General features: G+C 41.5%; 9 protein-coding genes and 2 tRNA genes. 5 read left to right on the forward strand and 6 right to left on the reverse strand.

Annotated features, from left to right (window positions below; translation table 11 throughout):
• Positions 1-105 precede the first annotated feature (105 nt).
• Positions 106-621, forward strand: coding sequence for an RNA polymerase sigma factor (locus NLF99_RS10240; RefSeq protein WP_185214044.1), 516 nt, complete (start codon positions 106-108; stop codon positions 619-621).
• 115 nt (positions 622-736) lie between these two features.
• On the opposite strand, the gene NLF99_RS10245 is transcribed toward NLF99_RS10240, so the two are convergent.
• The 4 genes from NLF99_RS10245 to NLF99_RS10260 form a co-directional block, all read right to left on the reverse strand.
• A complete protein-coding gene (locus NLF99_RS10245; RefSeq protein ID WP_254528102.1) occupies positions 737-1,657 on the reverse strand; it encodes a PfkB family carbohydrate kinase in 921 nt (306 codons plus the stop codon).
• Between the two features lie 56 nt (positions 1,658-1,713).
• Positions 1,714-1,787: transfer RNA gene (locus NLF99_RS10250), tRNA-Asn, on the reverse strand.
• 157 nt (positions 1,788-1,944) lie between these two features.
• Positions 1,945-3,273 carry a xylose isomerase gene (xylA, locus tag NLF99_RS10255; protein WP_185217608.1) on the reverse strand — a complete coding sequence of 443 codons (1,329 nt, stop codon included), beginning with the start codon at positions 3,271-3,273 and terminating at the stop codon, positions 1,945-1,947.
• Between the two features lie 12 nt (positions 3,274-3,285).
• Positions 3,286-4,761: a xylulokinase gene (locus NLF99_RS10260; protein WP_254528104.1), complete on the reverse strand. Its 1,476-nt coding sequence runs from the start codon at positions 4,759-4,761 to the stop codon at positions 3,286-3,288.
• A 359-nt stretch (positions 4,762-5,120) separates the two neighbouring features.
• Between NLF99_RS10260 and NLF99_RS10265 the strand changes: the two genes are divergently transcribed.
• From NLF99_RS10265 to NLF99_RS10280, 4 genes are read left to right on the forward strand one after another with little or no spacing between them, the layout of a single operon-like run.
• Positions 5,121-8,243, forward strand: coding sequence for a SusC/RagA family TonB-linked outer membrane protein (locus NLF99_RS10265; protein WP_254528106.1), 3,123 nt, complete (start codon positions 5,121-5,123; stop codon positions 8,241-8,243).
• Between the two features lie 10 nt (positions 8,244-8,253).
• Positions 8,254-10,161, forward strand: a complete 1,908-nt coding sequence (locus tag NLF99_RS10270; RefSeq protein ID WP_185214049.1) for a RagB/SusD family nutrient uptake outer membrane protein — start codon at positions 8,254-8,256, stop codon at positions 10,159-10,161.
• Between the two features lie 38 nt (positions 10,162-10,199).
• Complete coding sequence (locus NLF99_RS10275; RefSeq protein WP_254528108.1) at positions 10,200-11,588, forward strand: DUF1080 domain-containing protein; 1,389 nt, start codon at positions 10,200-10,202, stop codon at positions 11,586-11,588.
• A gap of 19 nt (positions 11,589-11,607) precedes the next feature.
• On the forward strand, positions 11,608-13,023 hold the full coding sequence (locus tag NLF99_RS10280) for a Gfo/Idh/MocA family oxidoreductase (protein WP_254528110.1): 1,416 nt from the start codon (positions 11,608-11,610) through the stop codon (positions 13,021-13,023).
• A 417-nt stretch (positions 13,024-13,440) separates the two neighbouring features.
• Here NLF99_RS10280 and NLF99_RS10285 read toward each other — a convergent pair.
• Positions 13,441-13,517 (reverse strand) — tRNA-Asn (locus NLF99_RS10285).
• A gap of 107 nt (positions 13,518-13,624) precedes the next feature.
• A complete protein-coding gene (gene mgtE, locus NLF99_RS10290) occupies positions 13,625-15,001 on the reverse strand; it encodes a magnesium transporter (protein WP_185214112.1) in 1,377 nt (458 codons plus the stop codon).
• Positions 15,002-15,423 lie beyond the last annotated feature (422 nt).

Raw genomic sequence — 15,423 nt, forward strand, 5'->3', positions numbered from 1 at the left:
GCGTAGAAATATTATGGCTTAATAATTTTTTCGGTTGTTCAGCTTAAATCAGGCTCTTGCCTGAAACACATCGCATCATTTAACTATACTATAATCGCTAATTGTATGAACAAGATCGAATTTAACTCACTAGTTGTTAAGCACTCTGAATCACTTCGAAGTTATGCCAGAAACTTCACCCGTGATCATGAAGATGCTAACGACTTAGTACAGGACACCTTACTAAAGGCCGTCACGTACTTCAAGAACTTCAGGGACGGAACCAATTTGAAAGGTTGGCTTTACACCATTATGAAGAACACCTTTATCAATAATTACCGTCGCATAGTAAAAACGAATTCCTTTATCACAAAGGAGGAAGAAATTTCACAAATTAACCTAGTTGTATCTGCAGCAAAAAACAATGGTGAAAACAAATTCATCATGGAAGACATCAACTATGCTCTTTCCAAGTTATCCGATGAATATTATGTTCCTTTCACCATGTATTTCGAAGGTTATAAATACCATGAAATATCTGACCATTTGCAGATTCCAATAGGAACAGTAAAAACAAGGATACATGTAGCAAGAAAGTCCATGAAAAAGACACTTACTGCATATAAATTCAAAGAGAATTAATTCTCTTTAAGCATCCGAAAAAAAATATTATTAAAGGTTTAGGTAGATTAAGCCATATTCCCTTAAAACTTTTACGCTAATTTAAGGGAAGCCTAAAAAGAAATTCGAGATAAGCTTATTCGCTTATCTCGAATTTTGAAAGTTTTACAAACTCCTGAATACGCTCCGAAATTTCTTCACTGCTCAGATTCTGCAATCTTTCTGTTCCGAATTTCTCCACACAGAAGGAAGCCAAAGCAGATCCAAAAATAATCGCGTTCTTCATATTGGTAAAATTAACGGACTGTAACTTTGCTAAATATCCGATAAAACCACCTGCAAAAGAATCTCCAGCTCCTGTTGGATCAAATACATCTGCTAATGGTAATGCAGGCGCTGAAAAGATTTGGTCTTCCCCAAACAACAAAGCTCCGTGCTCACCTTTTTTAATGATCAGGTACTGAGGTCCCATCTGAAGGATCTTCTCTGCTGCTTTCACCAATGAGTACTCTCCAGACAATTGTCTTGCTTCCGCATCGTTAATTGTCAACACATCAACTTTCTTCAACACCTCTTTCAACTCATCTAATGCCACATCCATCCAGAAGTTCATGGTATCCAATACCACTAACTTCGGTTTCTTATCCAAACGTTTCAAAGTTGCCATCTGTACCGCTGGGGTCAAGTTTCCCAACAACAGATATTCACAGTCTTGATAAGAAGCAGGGATTTTAGGGTCAAAATCAGCCAATACGTTCAGTTCAGTGATCAATGTATCACGGCTGTTCATATCATTATGGTATTTTCCAGACCAGAAGAAAGATTTTCCTCCAGGAATAACCTCAATACCTTCAACATTGATCCCTCTTGATTTGATGATGTTTAAGTTATCATCTCCAAAGTCTTCACCAATTACAGAAATTAATTTAACATCTGGGAATAGATAAGATGCTGCTAATCCAGCAAATGTTGCTGCTCCACCTACGATTTTATCTGTTTTACCAAATGGGGTTTCAATGGCATCAAAAGCAACTGTTCCAACGATTACTAAACTCATGGATATAAATTATGTTATAAAAAAAATGCCGGCGATTGGCCGGCTGTTTTATCTTGCTCCTGAAGCTGGGCTCGAACCAGCGACCCTCTGATTAACAGTCAGATGCTCTAACCAACTGAGCTATTCAGGAATTCGAATTGATAAGGTTGCCCTCATCTTCAAAGTGGTACAAAAATAGGTTTTTAATAATTAATACACAAACAAAAAATTGAAAATTTATTAATAAAAAGCCTTTCAATACGTAATCCACTCATATCCAACGAAAATTATCTTATCAATTCGATCGACTAAATATAACGATTGACTAAATTCTCTAGGAATTCTTGTTTTCCACTTCTCATTTCTGGCTCACCGTTCTCTACCGCATAGCTTCTCAGATCCTCTAAAGTCAATTTGCCTTGTTCATACTCCGCTCCTTTTCCTTTGTCAAAACTTGCATAACGATCCTTACGGATTTTTTTGAACTCAGATTTCTGAAGGATATTATCTGCTGTAACCAATGCTCTGGCAAAGGCATCCATCCCGCCAATATGAGCATAGAACAAATCTTCTGGATCAGTTGAATTTCTTCTGATCTTCGCGTCGAAGTTCACTCCACCGCCTTGTAAGCCTCCTGCTTCCAAAATAATCAACATCGCTTCTGTCAATTCATTCAGATCATTTGGGAATTGATCGGTATCCCATCCGTTTTGGTAATCCCCACGGTTGGCATCGATTGAACCTAACATTCCTGCATCCGCTGCAACCTGTAATTCATGTTGGAAAGTATGACCGGCTAATGTTGCATGGTTAACCTCAATGTTCAATTTAAAATCATCCAAAAGATCATATTGCCTTAAGAAGCTGATAACCGTCGCGGAGTCATAATCATATTGATGTTTTGTTGGCTCACATGGCTTCGGCTCAATAAAGAATGTTCCTTTGAAACCATTTTTACGGGCATAATCTTTTGACATATGTAGGAATTTTGCCAAATGCTCCTGTTCGCGTTTCATGTTGGTATTCAACAAGGACATATACCCCTCTCTACCACCCCAGAACACATAGTTTTCACCTTTTAGGGCTATTGTTGCATCTAAAGCTGCTTTCACTTGAGCCCCAGCATGCGCCAAAACATGGAAATCAGGATTGGTGGAAGCCCCATTCATATAACGATGGTGACTGAAAAGATTGGCTGTACCCCATAACAACTTAATTCCACTTTCTTTTTGTTTTTCCTTCGCATATTCGACGATTGCCGCCAGATTGGAATCATTTTCATTGACATCATTACCATAGTCCACCAAATCTACATCATGGAAACAGTAATATGGCAATTGCAATTTCGTCATAAACTCAAAAGCGGCATCCATCTTATCTTTTGCGCGATCTAGTGTTTTCGATTTTTCATCCCAAGGAAAGAAATGGGTCTGCCCACCAAAAGGATCCGCTCCGTTTCCATTGAATGAATGCCAATAGGCACATGCAAATTTAAAATGCTCCTCCATAGTCTTTCCGCCGATTACTTTTTTAGCGTCATACCAGCGAAATGCCAGTGGATTATCGGAATCTAAGCCTTCGTACTTAATTTGCCCGATATTCTTGAAATACTCTTTTTCTCCAATTAAAACTTTCATATTTATAGTTGATTATAATTTCTGTAATAAACTTTTCTTCCAATTTGCATAGAGGTCATTATAGATATCCTTATGCTGAGGTTCGATGGTCTTTATCTTTTTCAAGCCCGAGAAGGCCTCTTTTTTATCTTTATACAGCTGTGCTCCAATTCCCGCTCCTAATGCCGCTCCAACGCTTCCGTCATTCTCATAAAGTTCGACTGGTACATTGGTTACACCAGCAAAGGATTGCTGAAACACAGGGCTCAGGAACATATTGGCATAACCGGCCTTAATAACCGTAGGACGGATTTCATTTTCCTTAATGATATCTAAGCCATAACGAAACGAATGGGCTATCCCTTCTTGGACGGCACGCCAAATATGGGAAGCGTCATGTCGCACAAAGTCGAGATTCTCAACATGCCCATTGACAGTTTTATTGTTCAGCATGCGTTCAGCACCATTTCCAAATGGCAATACAACAATCCCTTCAGAACCAATAGCAACTTCAGCAGCTTTTTGGTTTATCTGATCGTAATCCAGGCCTTGAGCTGTCAGCTTTTTGATCCAACTATTTTGGATACCGGTTCCATTAATACATAATAGCACACCGATATTACTTTGTTCTTTACTATGGTTGACATGGGCAAAACTGTTCACCCTTGATTGCTTATCAAAAATCAAATGGTCCGCAACAGCATAGATCACACCGGAGGTGCCGGCCGTTGCTGCGACTTCCCCAGCATCAATTACACCTAGTGACAATGCATTATTAGGTTGATCCCCCGCTTTATAGCTTACTATAGCCTTCTCCGATAGCCCTAATTCAGTGGCTACAGCCTTATCGATGGAACCATAGTTTGAAAAGATTGCTTGCACCTCAGGAACTAAAGACTGATCTATACCATAATAATCCAATAAAGTATCTGATAAGGTGTCTTTTTCGAAATCCCAAAGAATGCCTTCAGAAATGGAACTCGGATTAGAATTGATCTGCTTAGTCAGGCACATACATAGAAAATCGCCTGGAAGCATAAACTTATGAACCCTTTCATACAATTCAGGCTCATTGTTCTTTACCCAGGACAGTTTTGATGCCGTAAAATTACCAGGAGAGTTAAGATGCGATCTTAGAAAACCTTTAGGTTCCAAGGATTGGAAAGCCTCGTTTCCAATTTCCACTGCCCTACTGTCACACCAAATAATGGAATTGCGCAGTACTTTCTGGTCCTTATCAACCAGCACTAGGCCATGCATTTGATAGGCAATTCCAATGGCAGCGATATCCTTCGGATCATATTGACCACTAGCATTGGCTTTCAATATGGCTTTCTTGGTATTTTGCCACCAAAGTTCAGGGTCTTGTTCAGCCCAACCTTTTTGCTGCGAAATGATTTCAGATTCCGTCTCTGGATATTGGGCAGAAACAATTCGTTTCCCGGTCTGTGCATCCAACACGGAAACTTTAATAAAAGAGGTCCCTAAGTCAATCCCTAGTAATAGCATAAATTGTTTATAATGGATAAGTTGATTCCACAATATAATTATTTTTAAAATAAGACCTATACTCTATTATGAAATCATGAAAAGCACAGTTTTATCAACGCCCTTCCAAACCTATAGCTAAAAACATACAAAACCCTGATAATCAACCAAAAAACACCTCATTCATTCACTCTTTTCAACTATAACGTTTTCGTAAATAAAGATATAACGGTTTAGCTAAGTCAGTTACTTTATTGGTTATTATTGTGATATAAACCATTACAGATCATTCATTATCTAACTCCATTTTCCGCTTCCTAAGCCTATTTACCAAGCTTTCGAAATGGAAAATGAATTGTAAACCTTAAACTCTTTAAATTATGACAAAACAGTATGTTTTACTCATCCTATTCTCGTTTTGGATGATTCTGCTCTCTGCAGACCCCTGTTTTTCACAGCAAAACCAAAACCTCATACGAGGGACCGTCAAATCCACGGATGGCACTCCTGTTGAAGGAGCCAGCATCATGCAGACAGGTACAAAAAATGGAACCTTATCTGATGGAGACGGAAAATTTGAACTGGAATTAACAAACGGTACTAGAGGATCCCTGACAATTACCCACACGGGCTTCAATACACAGACCGTTTCAATCAACAGTCAAGATTTACAGATTTCTTTGCATCCTAAAGCAGAAGACTTAGATGAAGTCGTTGTAGTAGGTTATGGTACTCAAAAACGAAAGGACCTTACTGGTGCCGTTGCTTCTGTACAAGCCGAAAAGCTTGAAAAAGAAGCCCCTAGGTCGGTCCAAGATCTATTGAGAGGAAATGCTGCAGGTATTGTAATCAGCCAAGGAAATACAGCGAAGGGCGACGCGGATCTTCTAGTAAGAGGAAGAGGAACCCTAAAAGCTGGCGCTAGCCCACTCAATGTAGTAGATGGGGTTATCTTTGATGGAACATTTGCTGATATCAACCCAAATGACATTGCTTCCATCGATATCCTAAAAGATGCAAGTGCAACTGCAGTTTATGGTGCTAGAGCAGCAAATGGCGTCGTATTGATCACTACCAAACGCGGTGCTTCCGGTAAACCAACCATTACGTTGAATGGCAATTTTGGCTTCGTAGAAAACTCCTACATGCCAAGGGTCATGAATGGACAGGAATTCCTAGCCTATCGTTATGATTATGAAATGGGTAAAAGAGCCCAAGATTACCACGACAAATATCCTGAAATGTTTGTGGATCCAAGAAAATTGACAAATGTGGATCAATTGGCATGGTATAACTATGACCAAAAAGACCCTGCAACAACCGTAACGGAAGAACAATTGATCCGCTCTTGGTTAGCAAGGTTAGAAATGAGATCTCCAGAAATTGAAAATTACCTGATTGGGAAAGAAACAAACTGGCAAGATCAAGTTTTTCACAAAGGAATCCAGCAAGATTATACAGCAAGTATTTCCAATAAAACGGATAACCTAAACTACTATTTCTCCCTTAACCATGTAGATCGCGAAGGCTTTATCGTTGGAAACCGGTTCAAGAACTTCAGGACCAGGATCAACTTGGAATCCAAGATCACCAACTTCTTAAAAGTTGGAACCAACGCCAACTTTGCTGCCAGAAACGAAGGTTTCCTACAGGCAGATTGGGGGCAATCAGCAATTATTCCTCCATATGGGTCTAACAATATCGATGATCCAAACAGCCTTTATAGAAGATTGCCTACTGGCGATGTTACTCCAGTAAACCCATTCTTCGATAATATGTTTAGAGACCGTGTGGATCGCTATAACACTTTAAATGCAACTCTATACGGCGTTATCACATTACCTTATGGATTTGAAATCCAATCCAACTTTACGCCATCATTCATCTGGAGAGAATACTACAATCACGATTCTTCCCTGAACCCAGAATGGGCAGCTAAGGGCGGAACGGCGGAACGTTCCTTCTTCAGGACCTACAACTGGCAGATTGACAACGTCCTGCGTTGGAAAAAAGCCTTTGGAGATCACAACTTTGAGGTTACTTTACTTCAAAATGCTGAAAAAGGTCAATATTGGAGAACCAAAGCTACAGCTTCCAACTTCGTTCCTAGCGATATCTTAGGCTGGCATAGAATACAGGCCGGAACGGTTCCTTTGAATGAAAGTGATGACACTTACCGCACTGGAGATGCCTTAATGGGTCGTTTATTCTACTCTTTCAAAGACACCTACCTTTTCACCGCATCGGTACGTCGTGACGGTTATTCTGCATTCGGTTCTCAAAACCCTCGTGCAACCTTCCCTGCACTGGCCTTCGCATGGAATTTCACGAATGAGAAGTTTATGGAAGGAACTAAATCTTGGTTAGACTACGGAAAACTAAGATTGACTTGGGGAAGAAATGGTAACCGCGATATCCCACAGTATGACGCACTTTCTGATATGACCTCAGGCTTACATCCATATATCGACTCCAAAGGAAATGTTTACCTAGGCTCACAATTGTATGTGAACCGCATGGCCAACCTGGGGCTAAAATGGGAAAACAAAGCCTCTTATAACTTAGGTTTGGATTTCGCGATGTTCAAGAGCCGCCTATCTGGTGCAATTGACCTGTACACCGCAACAACCCATGACCTATTAGTTGACCGCGAACTACCTGAAATCATTGGTTTCAGCAGCGTTGCAGCCAATTTAGGAGAACTTAAAAGCCATGGTATCGACGTGAGCTTAACTGGAAACATTATCCAAAAAGAAACCTTTAACTGGTCTTCTAACTTCATTTTCATGCTAAATCGCAGAAAGATCGTAACCCTTTATGGCGACATGGTGGACATTAAAGATGATGCCGGCAATGTTATTGGCCAGAAAGAAGCTGATGACATCAAGAACAGATGGTTTATCGGACAAGACCCTGACCGTATCTGGGATTACGAAAGACAAGGAATCTGGCAACAAAATGAAATTGATGAAGCTGAAAAATTCGGATTACAACCTGGAGATTTCAAATATATTGACCAGAATGGCGATGGCGTGATGACTGATGCTGACCGTATCTTCCAAAGGTACAAAACACCGCGATTCCGTTGGTCTTGGAGAAACGACTTCAACTATAAAAACTTCAACCTTTCTGTGTTCATTTACTCCAATTGGGGACAAACTGATGGATTCAACCGTGCAGCAAACAACAGTAACTTCGCAGACCGAACCACTGATTATGTGATGCCTCGTTGGACTCCTGAAAACCCAATCGATGATTATGCGAGAATCGGTTCAAAGAATATCGGATCAAATTACATCAATAAGTCCTTTGTTAGGTTAGAGAATATTTCTCTTTCATACTTGGTGCCTTCCAACATCTTGGAAAAAGCAAGCATCCGAAACCTGAGGATTTCCGCTTCTGTAAGAAATGCCGCCATGTGGGCTCCACATTGGGAATTTGGTGACCCAGAAGGATTTCCTGTTCCTAGAACCTACAACCTAAGCCTTAATTTCTCACTATAACCTATTGATCATGAAAACTTATAAGAAACTATTATATATCGGCTTATTTGGAACTGCTTCCATCACCTTGATGGAAAGCTGTAGCAAAGATTGGCTAAAACCTCAACCCCTATCCTTCTATGCCCCTGAAGTAGCCCTATCTACACCTGAAGGACTCTACTCGGCACTGACCGCCTGTGAGCGGAATATGCGACATGAATTTTTTGGAGATGGCGCACCTATCCTGACCGAAATCATCCAATCGGATGTGGCTGTTGAAGGGACTACGGACAAAGCCGGTCCTCAAATGAACATGGACATCGCACTCCTACCTGATGCACAGCTTAACCATGAAAACAATACGCGTGTGGGTTGGTATTGGTATGAAGCCTACAAAGGGATCAAATATGCCAATACGGTGATCGCCAGGATAGACAATGCAACCTTTAAGGATGACGCTGAAAAGAACGCTATCCTGGGTGCAGCCTATTTCCAACGTGCTTATCGCTATTACAAATTGGTTCATCAATTTGGAGATGTCCCTTTTCTGGACTGGGAAATCAACGAGCCTAAATACGACTTCTATTCTTACGATCGCTGGAGCATCTTAAAAAGACTGAAAAAAGATCTAGAATTTGCATACCAATGGGTACCGGAAATAGTTGATCGTGGAAGGACCTCGAAAGCAGCTTGCGGAATCCTATTGATGAAAGTAGCTATGGCACTTGAGGATTTTGATCTGGCCATCAAAGTTGGAAACGAAGTAGTAGCCAAACATCCTTTGATGAAGAACAGGTTTACCGTCAACCAGAACCGACCTAATACAAACTTGATGTTTGATCTCCACAGTGTTGAAGCAAAGCTGGACATGAGCAATACCGAAGGTCTAATGTATGTAGTTGCCTATCCAGAAGCAGAGGGTTCAGCAAGAATCGAAACCATGCGTAATGCCGTTCCATTCTGGAATAATGGAAATATCAAAACACCAGATGGCCAAACAGGAACCAATGTAAACTTGGCCCCTGGCGAAACCGACCCATCCATGGACCTCAACAAATCCTATGGAAGAGGAATTGGAAGGTTGAGACCTACATGGTATTTCAGCAACTCGATCTGGAGAGCCGACAAAGAAAAGAACGACCTACGCGGCATCCACAATATGAACAGCTGGAAACGCATGGAAGACTTGAAATATAACAGCCCAGACCTAAAAGCTAAGGGAAGTCAATGGTATGGAAAAAACTTCGTCAAAAGCCCTAGTATGAGCCCAGAAGACACCATCCGTCTTTGGTTCTCATGGCCACATTACAAGGTTTTTGTACCAGATCCTTTGAGCTCCACTTGGACAGGCGGGGAAACCCCTTGGTATGTATATCGTTCGGCAGAAGTTTATTTGCTTTTAGCGGAATCATATTACTGGAAGAACCAACCTGGAATGGCTGCAAATGCGCTTAATGAAGTTAGGACAAGAGCCGGCGCAACACCTATACAGGCAGGAGATGTCAATATCGGGGAAATCCTAGATGAACGCGCAAGAGAGCTTTACTACGAAGAAAACAGGCACGTAGAATTAGTCCGGATGTCATATACCTATGCTAAGACCAGAAAGCCTTGTGAAATTTTTGGAGGAAGGGTCTACAGCCTTGAAAACATCAGCGGACCAGGAGGCACCAATTCCAACATCAAACAAAATGGGGTGAATTTCTGGTATGACCGTGTGGTAGCAAAAAGCAATTTCTACAACAAAGGCGTAAAACATAAATGGGCAGAATACAAAATATCCGTTCACCATATCCTTTGGCCGGTTCCAGCTGGAGCGATCAACACTAACCTAAAGGGAATTATCAACCAGAACATTGGTTACCCTGGCGCGGAAAGAAATGAAAAACCATTAATCGTGCCTGATGAAGGAACAGTATTGGGTCCTAAAGCAGAATAAGAGAAAATTACATGTTGAATACCATAAAATAGCAAGCAATGAAAAGAAGAACAATTATCAGATCCATCTCCTCAGTAGGGCTCGCCCTACTACTATCCGCCCAGGCAAATGCACAATCCAGCGATAGCAAAGGTTTTAAACCTCTGTTTGACGGAAAAACTCTGGCTGGTTGGAAATCCGCAGGTGGTGCAGCGCCATATACCGTTGAAGACGGAGCAATAGTTGGAAGAATGACCAAAGGAACCCCAAATTCCTTTCTGATCACGGAAAAAGAGTATGGCGACTTCATCCTTGAACTCGATATCAAACTGGAAGGAGATAAAACCAATTCGGGAATCCAGACCAGAAGCCATATCGACCCCAATGCCAACAATGGAAAAGGAAGGGTCTATGGCCGTCAGATTGAGATCGACCCTTCTCCACGCGCTTGGGCAGGCGGTGTCTATGATGAAGGAAGAAGAGGATGGATCTATCCATTGGACCTAAATGAACCTTCAAAATCGGCATACAAAAAGGATGAATTCAACCATATCCGTATTGAGGCCATCGGAAATGAACTTCGTTCTTGGGTTAATGGCGTGCCTGCAGCTTATGTTGTGGATACCGTCGATGCATCTGGCTTCATTGGTTTACAGGTCCACAGCATCCCTGCTGAATTGGATGGCAAAAAGGTATATTTCAAAAACATAAAGATCAAGACTGAAAACCTTAAACCTAGCCCATATCCAAAAGGCCAATACATAGTAAACCTTACTCCCAATGCATTAAGTGCGACAGAGCAAAAGAACGGCAGCAAATTGCTATTCAACGGCAAGAACTCCGATGGTTGGCGAAGTGTAAAGGGAGAAAGTTTTCCGGAAAAAGGTTGGTCAATCAAGGATGGCATCATCAAAGTGCAGAAATCCGATGGCGGCGAATCTACCAATGGTGGCGATATCATTACCAAGGATAAGTTCAGCGTGTTTGACCTGTCCTTTGAATTTAAACTTACACCGGGTGCTAACAGCGGTGTAAAATACTTTGTCACCTTGGCGGAAAAAACATCAGGATCTGCCATTGGATTGGAATATCAGATCTTGGATGACGCGAAGCATCCTGATGCAAAATTAGGAAGAGATGGAAACCGCACCATTGCTTCCCTGTATGATCTAATCACTTCCGATAAGGGTAGAGGTGCCACAAGACCTATTGGTGAATGGAACAGAGGCCGCGTATTGGTGGACAAGGACAACAAGGTGACCTACTACCTCAACGGTGTCAAAGTTTTATCCTATGTGCGAGGATCTAAGGAATTCAAGGATTTGGTAGCAATCAGTAAATACAAGGACTGGGATAAATTTGGAGAAGCTTCGGAAGGACATATCCTGCTTCAGGACCATGGCGACGAAGTATCGTTCCGATCAATAAAAATCAACAAAATAAAATAACCATTAGCTGTCAATAAATATGAATCATTATTTATCACGCAGGAGCTTCATCAGCAAGTCTATAATGGCAGGAGGTGCAGTTTTACTTTCCAACAGTGTACTGGGGAAAGTAAAACTTGCCAGTGCCAATGAAAGAGTTAATCTAGCCTGCGTAGGAATAGGAAATAGAGCGAACGAAATCATCAAGGAACTTTACAAAACCGGACAATGTAACATTGTCGCACTTTGCGATGTGGACATGGGCGCAAAACAAACCCAGGAAATCATCAAGATGTTCCCAAATGCGCCAAGATATCAGGATTTCAGAAAAATGTTTGATGAAATGGCCAATCAGTTTGATGCTGTTGCCATTGGAACGCCTGACTTTGCCCATTTTGCCATTACCATGCAGGCCCTGGACCAAGGAAAACACGTCTACGTGGAAAAACCTATGGCAAGAACCTTCAATGAGGTGGAGCTGATGATGCAAAAAGCTAGGAAAAACCCGAAGCTTGCCACTCAAATGGGTAACCAGGGTCACTCTGAAGCCAATTACTTTCAGTTTAAGGCTTGGAAAGATGCCGGGATCATCAAAGATGTCACCCGCATCGATGCCCATATGAATAGCCCAAGAAGATGGCATGGCTGGGATCCAAACATCACAGGATTCCCATACCCAGAAAGAATTCCGGAGACCCTAGATTGGGAAATCTGGCAAATGCAGACGCTTGGCCACCATTACAACAAAGACTTTGTAAATGGTCAATGGCGTTGCTGGTTTGACTTTGGAATGGGTGCATTAGGAGATTGGGGAGCCCATATCTTAGATACCTCCCATGAATTCCTCGAGTTGGGATTACCGACCGTGGTTGAGGCAAAATCCCTAGAGGGACATAATTCCTATTTCTTCCCCATGTCCTCGACCTTGAACTTCCATTTCCCGAAAAGAAAGAATATGCCTGCAGTGGACATCAACTGGTATGATGGACTTACAAACCTGCCACAGATTCCGGAAGGTTATGGTGTCTCAGGATTGGACCCTAACATTCCACCGCCAAGTACAGGAAAAATTGAACCCGCGAAACTAAATCCTGGAAAAATAATCTATTCCAAAGACTTAATTTTCAAAGGCGGATCACATGCCAATACCTTGTCCATCATTCCAGAAACCAAAGCCAAGGATATGGCGTCAAAACTTCCTGAAGTTCCCGCTAGTCCTTCAAACCACTTTGCAAATTTCCTGAATGCCTGCAAAGGAACGGAAAAGACCAGGTCATCCTTTGAAATCGCAGGACCGCTCAGCCAAGTCTTCTGTCTTGGAGTCATCACTCAGAAAATGAACAACAGAATTGAGTTCGACCCAAAAACCAAACAGATTACCAACGACAAGTTCGCCAATGAAATGCTTTATGGACCTCCTCCAGCAAGAGGATGGGAAGAGTATTACAAGGTGTAGTATTTACCAAATAGTATTTAGTATAAAGTATTTAGTATTTAGACTTTCCTTTATTGCGGACAAGAGTTTAGAAGAGTTACTTTTTAAGTATTTAGACTTTCCTGTATTGTAGACAAAGGTTTAGAAGAATTACTTTTTGAGTATTTAGACTTTCCTGTATTGTGGACAAAGGTTTAGAAGAATTACTTTTTGAGTATTTAGACTTTCCCGTATTGTGGACAAAGGTCTAGAAGAGTTACTTTTTGAGTATTTAGACTTTCCTTTATTTTGGACAAAGGTCTAGAAGAGTTACTTTTCAAATATTTAGTAATAATTTTTAATACTTGGATAGATTAGCCAACCTAGGTCTAAATACTAAATACTTTCTACTAAATACTTAAAAAAAAAGATCTGCAAAATATTTGCAGATCTTTTTTTTGGCTCCTGAAGCTGGGCTCGAACCAGCGACCCTCTGATTAACAGTCAGATGCTCTAACCAACTGAGCTATTCAGGAGTTTAAACCGTCCCTTTCGTTTTCGGTGATGCAATTATCGGAAGTTTCTCCGACAAGTGCAAATATTTTTTGGCGATTTATCGCAAGTTATTCAAAACCAATTAGAATTAATTAAACAGAACATCTCGCAGGATATACGTCGCGAAGCTAAAGTAGATCACTAAGCCCGTTACATCGACAATAGTCGACACAAAGGGAGCTGATGAACTCGCTGGATCCGCTCCAAACCTACGAAGTATGAATGGCAACATCGCCCCGACCAATGATCCCCAAAGAACCACACCGACCAAAGAACTCCCGATTGCCGCGCCATACAGGTACCATGCATCACCATAGGTATCCTTGAACACTTCCTCAACCCCAATTCTCATGAAACCTAAAACACCTAAGATTATCCCAAGCAGCAAACCCGAAAGGATTTCACGCTTCATAACCATCCACCAATCCCGAAGGGTCACTTCACCCATCGCCATCGCTTGAATGATCAGGGTGGATGCTTGAGAACCGGAGTTCCCCCCGCTAGACATGATTACAGGCATCAACAAGACAAGAACGGTAGTGAACTTGGCCTCGTAGTGCTGAAGGACATTAAAAGTCAACAGCTGGCCTAAAAACAGCACGATAAGCCATCCTGCTCTTTTCTTCACTAGGTGAAAGATCGAAACATCCAAATAAGGCTCATCTAAGGCCTCGGTACCCCCGATACGCTGCATGTCTTCGGTATACTCTTCATTGGCCACCCATAAGATATCATCGATCGTCACAATACCCAACATGATATCCTGTTCATCCACCACCGGAAGGGCCACTCGATTGTTCATACGGAAAATAGTCACGGCCTCTTCTTGCGGGTCATCGGCATGCAAAGAGATCAAGCGGTTGTCGATCAAGTCTGCAATTACCTTATCTGGCTCCGCCAGAAGAATGTCCTTGATCCGAACGTCATCGATCAGCTTCCCATCCGAGTCGATCACATACAAGACATCAATCGTTTCAGAAGCCGAACCGTATCGACGGATGTGATCCAACACGCGAGGCATGGTCCAATGTTCCTTGACTGTTATGTAGTCCGGAGTCATCAAACGTCCTACCGAATCTTCAGGGTAGCCAAGCAAGGACAGTGCTTCCTTTCTCTCTTCGGGAGTCAACAGAATAATGAGCCTTTTTACAACATCACCTTTCAGTTCCGAAAAGAAGGAAGTACGGTCATCCGGAGGCATCTCGTTTAAGAGCTCTCGGATCTTGGAAGCCGGTAATTTTTTGAGAATTCTTTCTTGGGTGGGGAAGTCTAAAATACGGAACACATTGACCGCTCTTTTAAGACTTAAAGTTTCTAAAAACAGGGGGCCATATTCAGGAAGCTCATCAATCAATTCTTCAACATCCGAAATATTTAGTTCGTTCAAATAATCCGCAAGCTCAGTATGATCTCCACGTTCAATCAATTGCTCAACATGTGCTACAAGCATTGCTAATTCTTCCATACGCCTCCTTTATTTTATTATCCTACATTGGTCCAAAAATCGTTTGTGCAAAAGTCGTTTTTTTTGGCATAATAATATAATTAATTTTTAATCAATAAATCCGACAACCCGGACAACTCAATAAGCATGCAACACCCACACCCGCAACATGCCATAATGTCACTAGAAAAATTTACTAGACCAACCCAATAAATCGAGATCAAATCAATGGGTAAATTCCAGTTCATAAAAATCAGGAAAATCCGGGGTTTCAAATTTTTGAAAATAAAACAGGGACGAAAACCAAGTTGGAATCCCAGCACCTGGATCTAGAAATTTTCCAAATCAAAAATCCACCCACCAGCTAACGTCAATCCTATTTTAAAAAAAGCCTTAGGAAGCGTCAAACATTTGAATTTATTAAAATTTAACCTACATTTACA

It is taken from the genome of Sphingobacterium sp. LZ11T8 (assembly GCF_024261425.1).
GTDB lineage: Bacteria > Bacteroidota > Bacteroidia > Sphingobacteriales > Sphingobacteriaceae > Sphingobacterium.

What these genes read in the sequence shown, in the direction of transcription:
- NLF99_RS10240 (WP_185214044.1), top strand. Translation starts at nt 106, where the DNA reads ATGAACAAGATCGAATTTAACTCACTAGTTGTTAAGCACTCTGAATCA.
- NLF99_RS10245 (WP_254528102.1), bottom strand. Translation starts at nt 1,657, where the DNA reads ATGAGTTTAGTAATCGTTGGAACAGTTGCTTTTGATGCCATTGAAACC.
- xylA (WP_185217608.1), bottom strand. Translation starts at nt 3,273, where the DNA reads ATGAAAGTTTTAATTGGAGAAAAAGAGTATTTCAAGAATATCGGGCAA.
- NLF99_RS10260 (WP_254528104.1), bottom strand. Translation starts at nt 4,761, where the DNA reads ATGCTATTACTAGGGATTGACTTAGGGACCTCTTTTATTAAAGTTTCC.
- NLF99_RS10265 (WP_254528106.1), top strand. Translation starts at nt 5,121, where the DNA reads ATGACAAAACAGTATGTTTTACTCATCCTATTCTCGTTTTGGATGATT.
- NLF99_RS10270 (WP_185214049.1), top strand. Translation starts at nt 8,254, where the DNA reads ATGAAAACTTATAAGAAACTATTATATATCGGCTTATTTGGAACTGCT.
- NLF99_RS10275 (WP_254528108.1), top strand. Translation starts at nt 10,200, where the DNA reads ATGAAAAGAAGAACAATTATCAGATCCATCTCCTCAGTAGGGCTCGCC.
- NLF99_RS10280 (WP_254528110.1), top strand. Translation starts at nt 11,608, where the DNA reads ATGAATCATTATTTATCACGCAGGAGCTTCATCAGCAAGTCTATAATG.
- mgtE (WP_185214112.1), bottom strand. Translation starts at nt 15,001, where the DNA reads ATGGAAGAATTAGCAATGCTTGTAGCACATGTTGAGCAATTGATTGAA.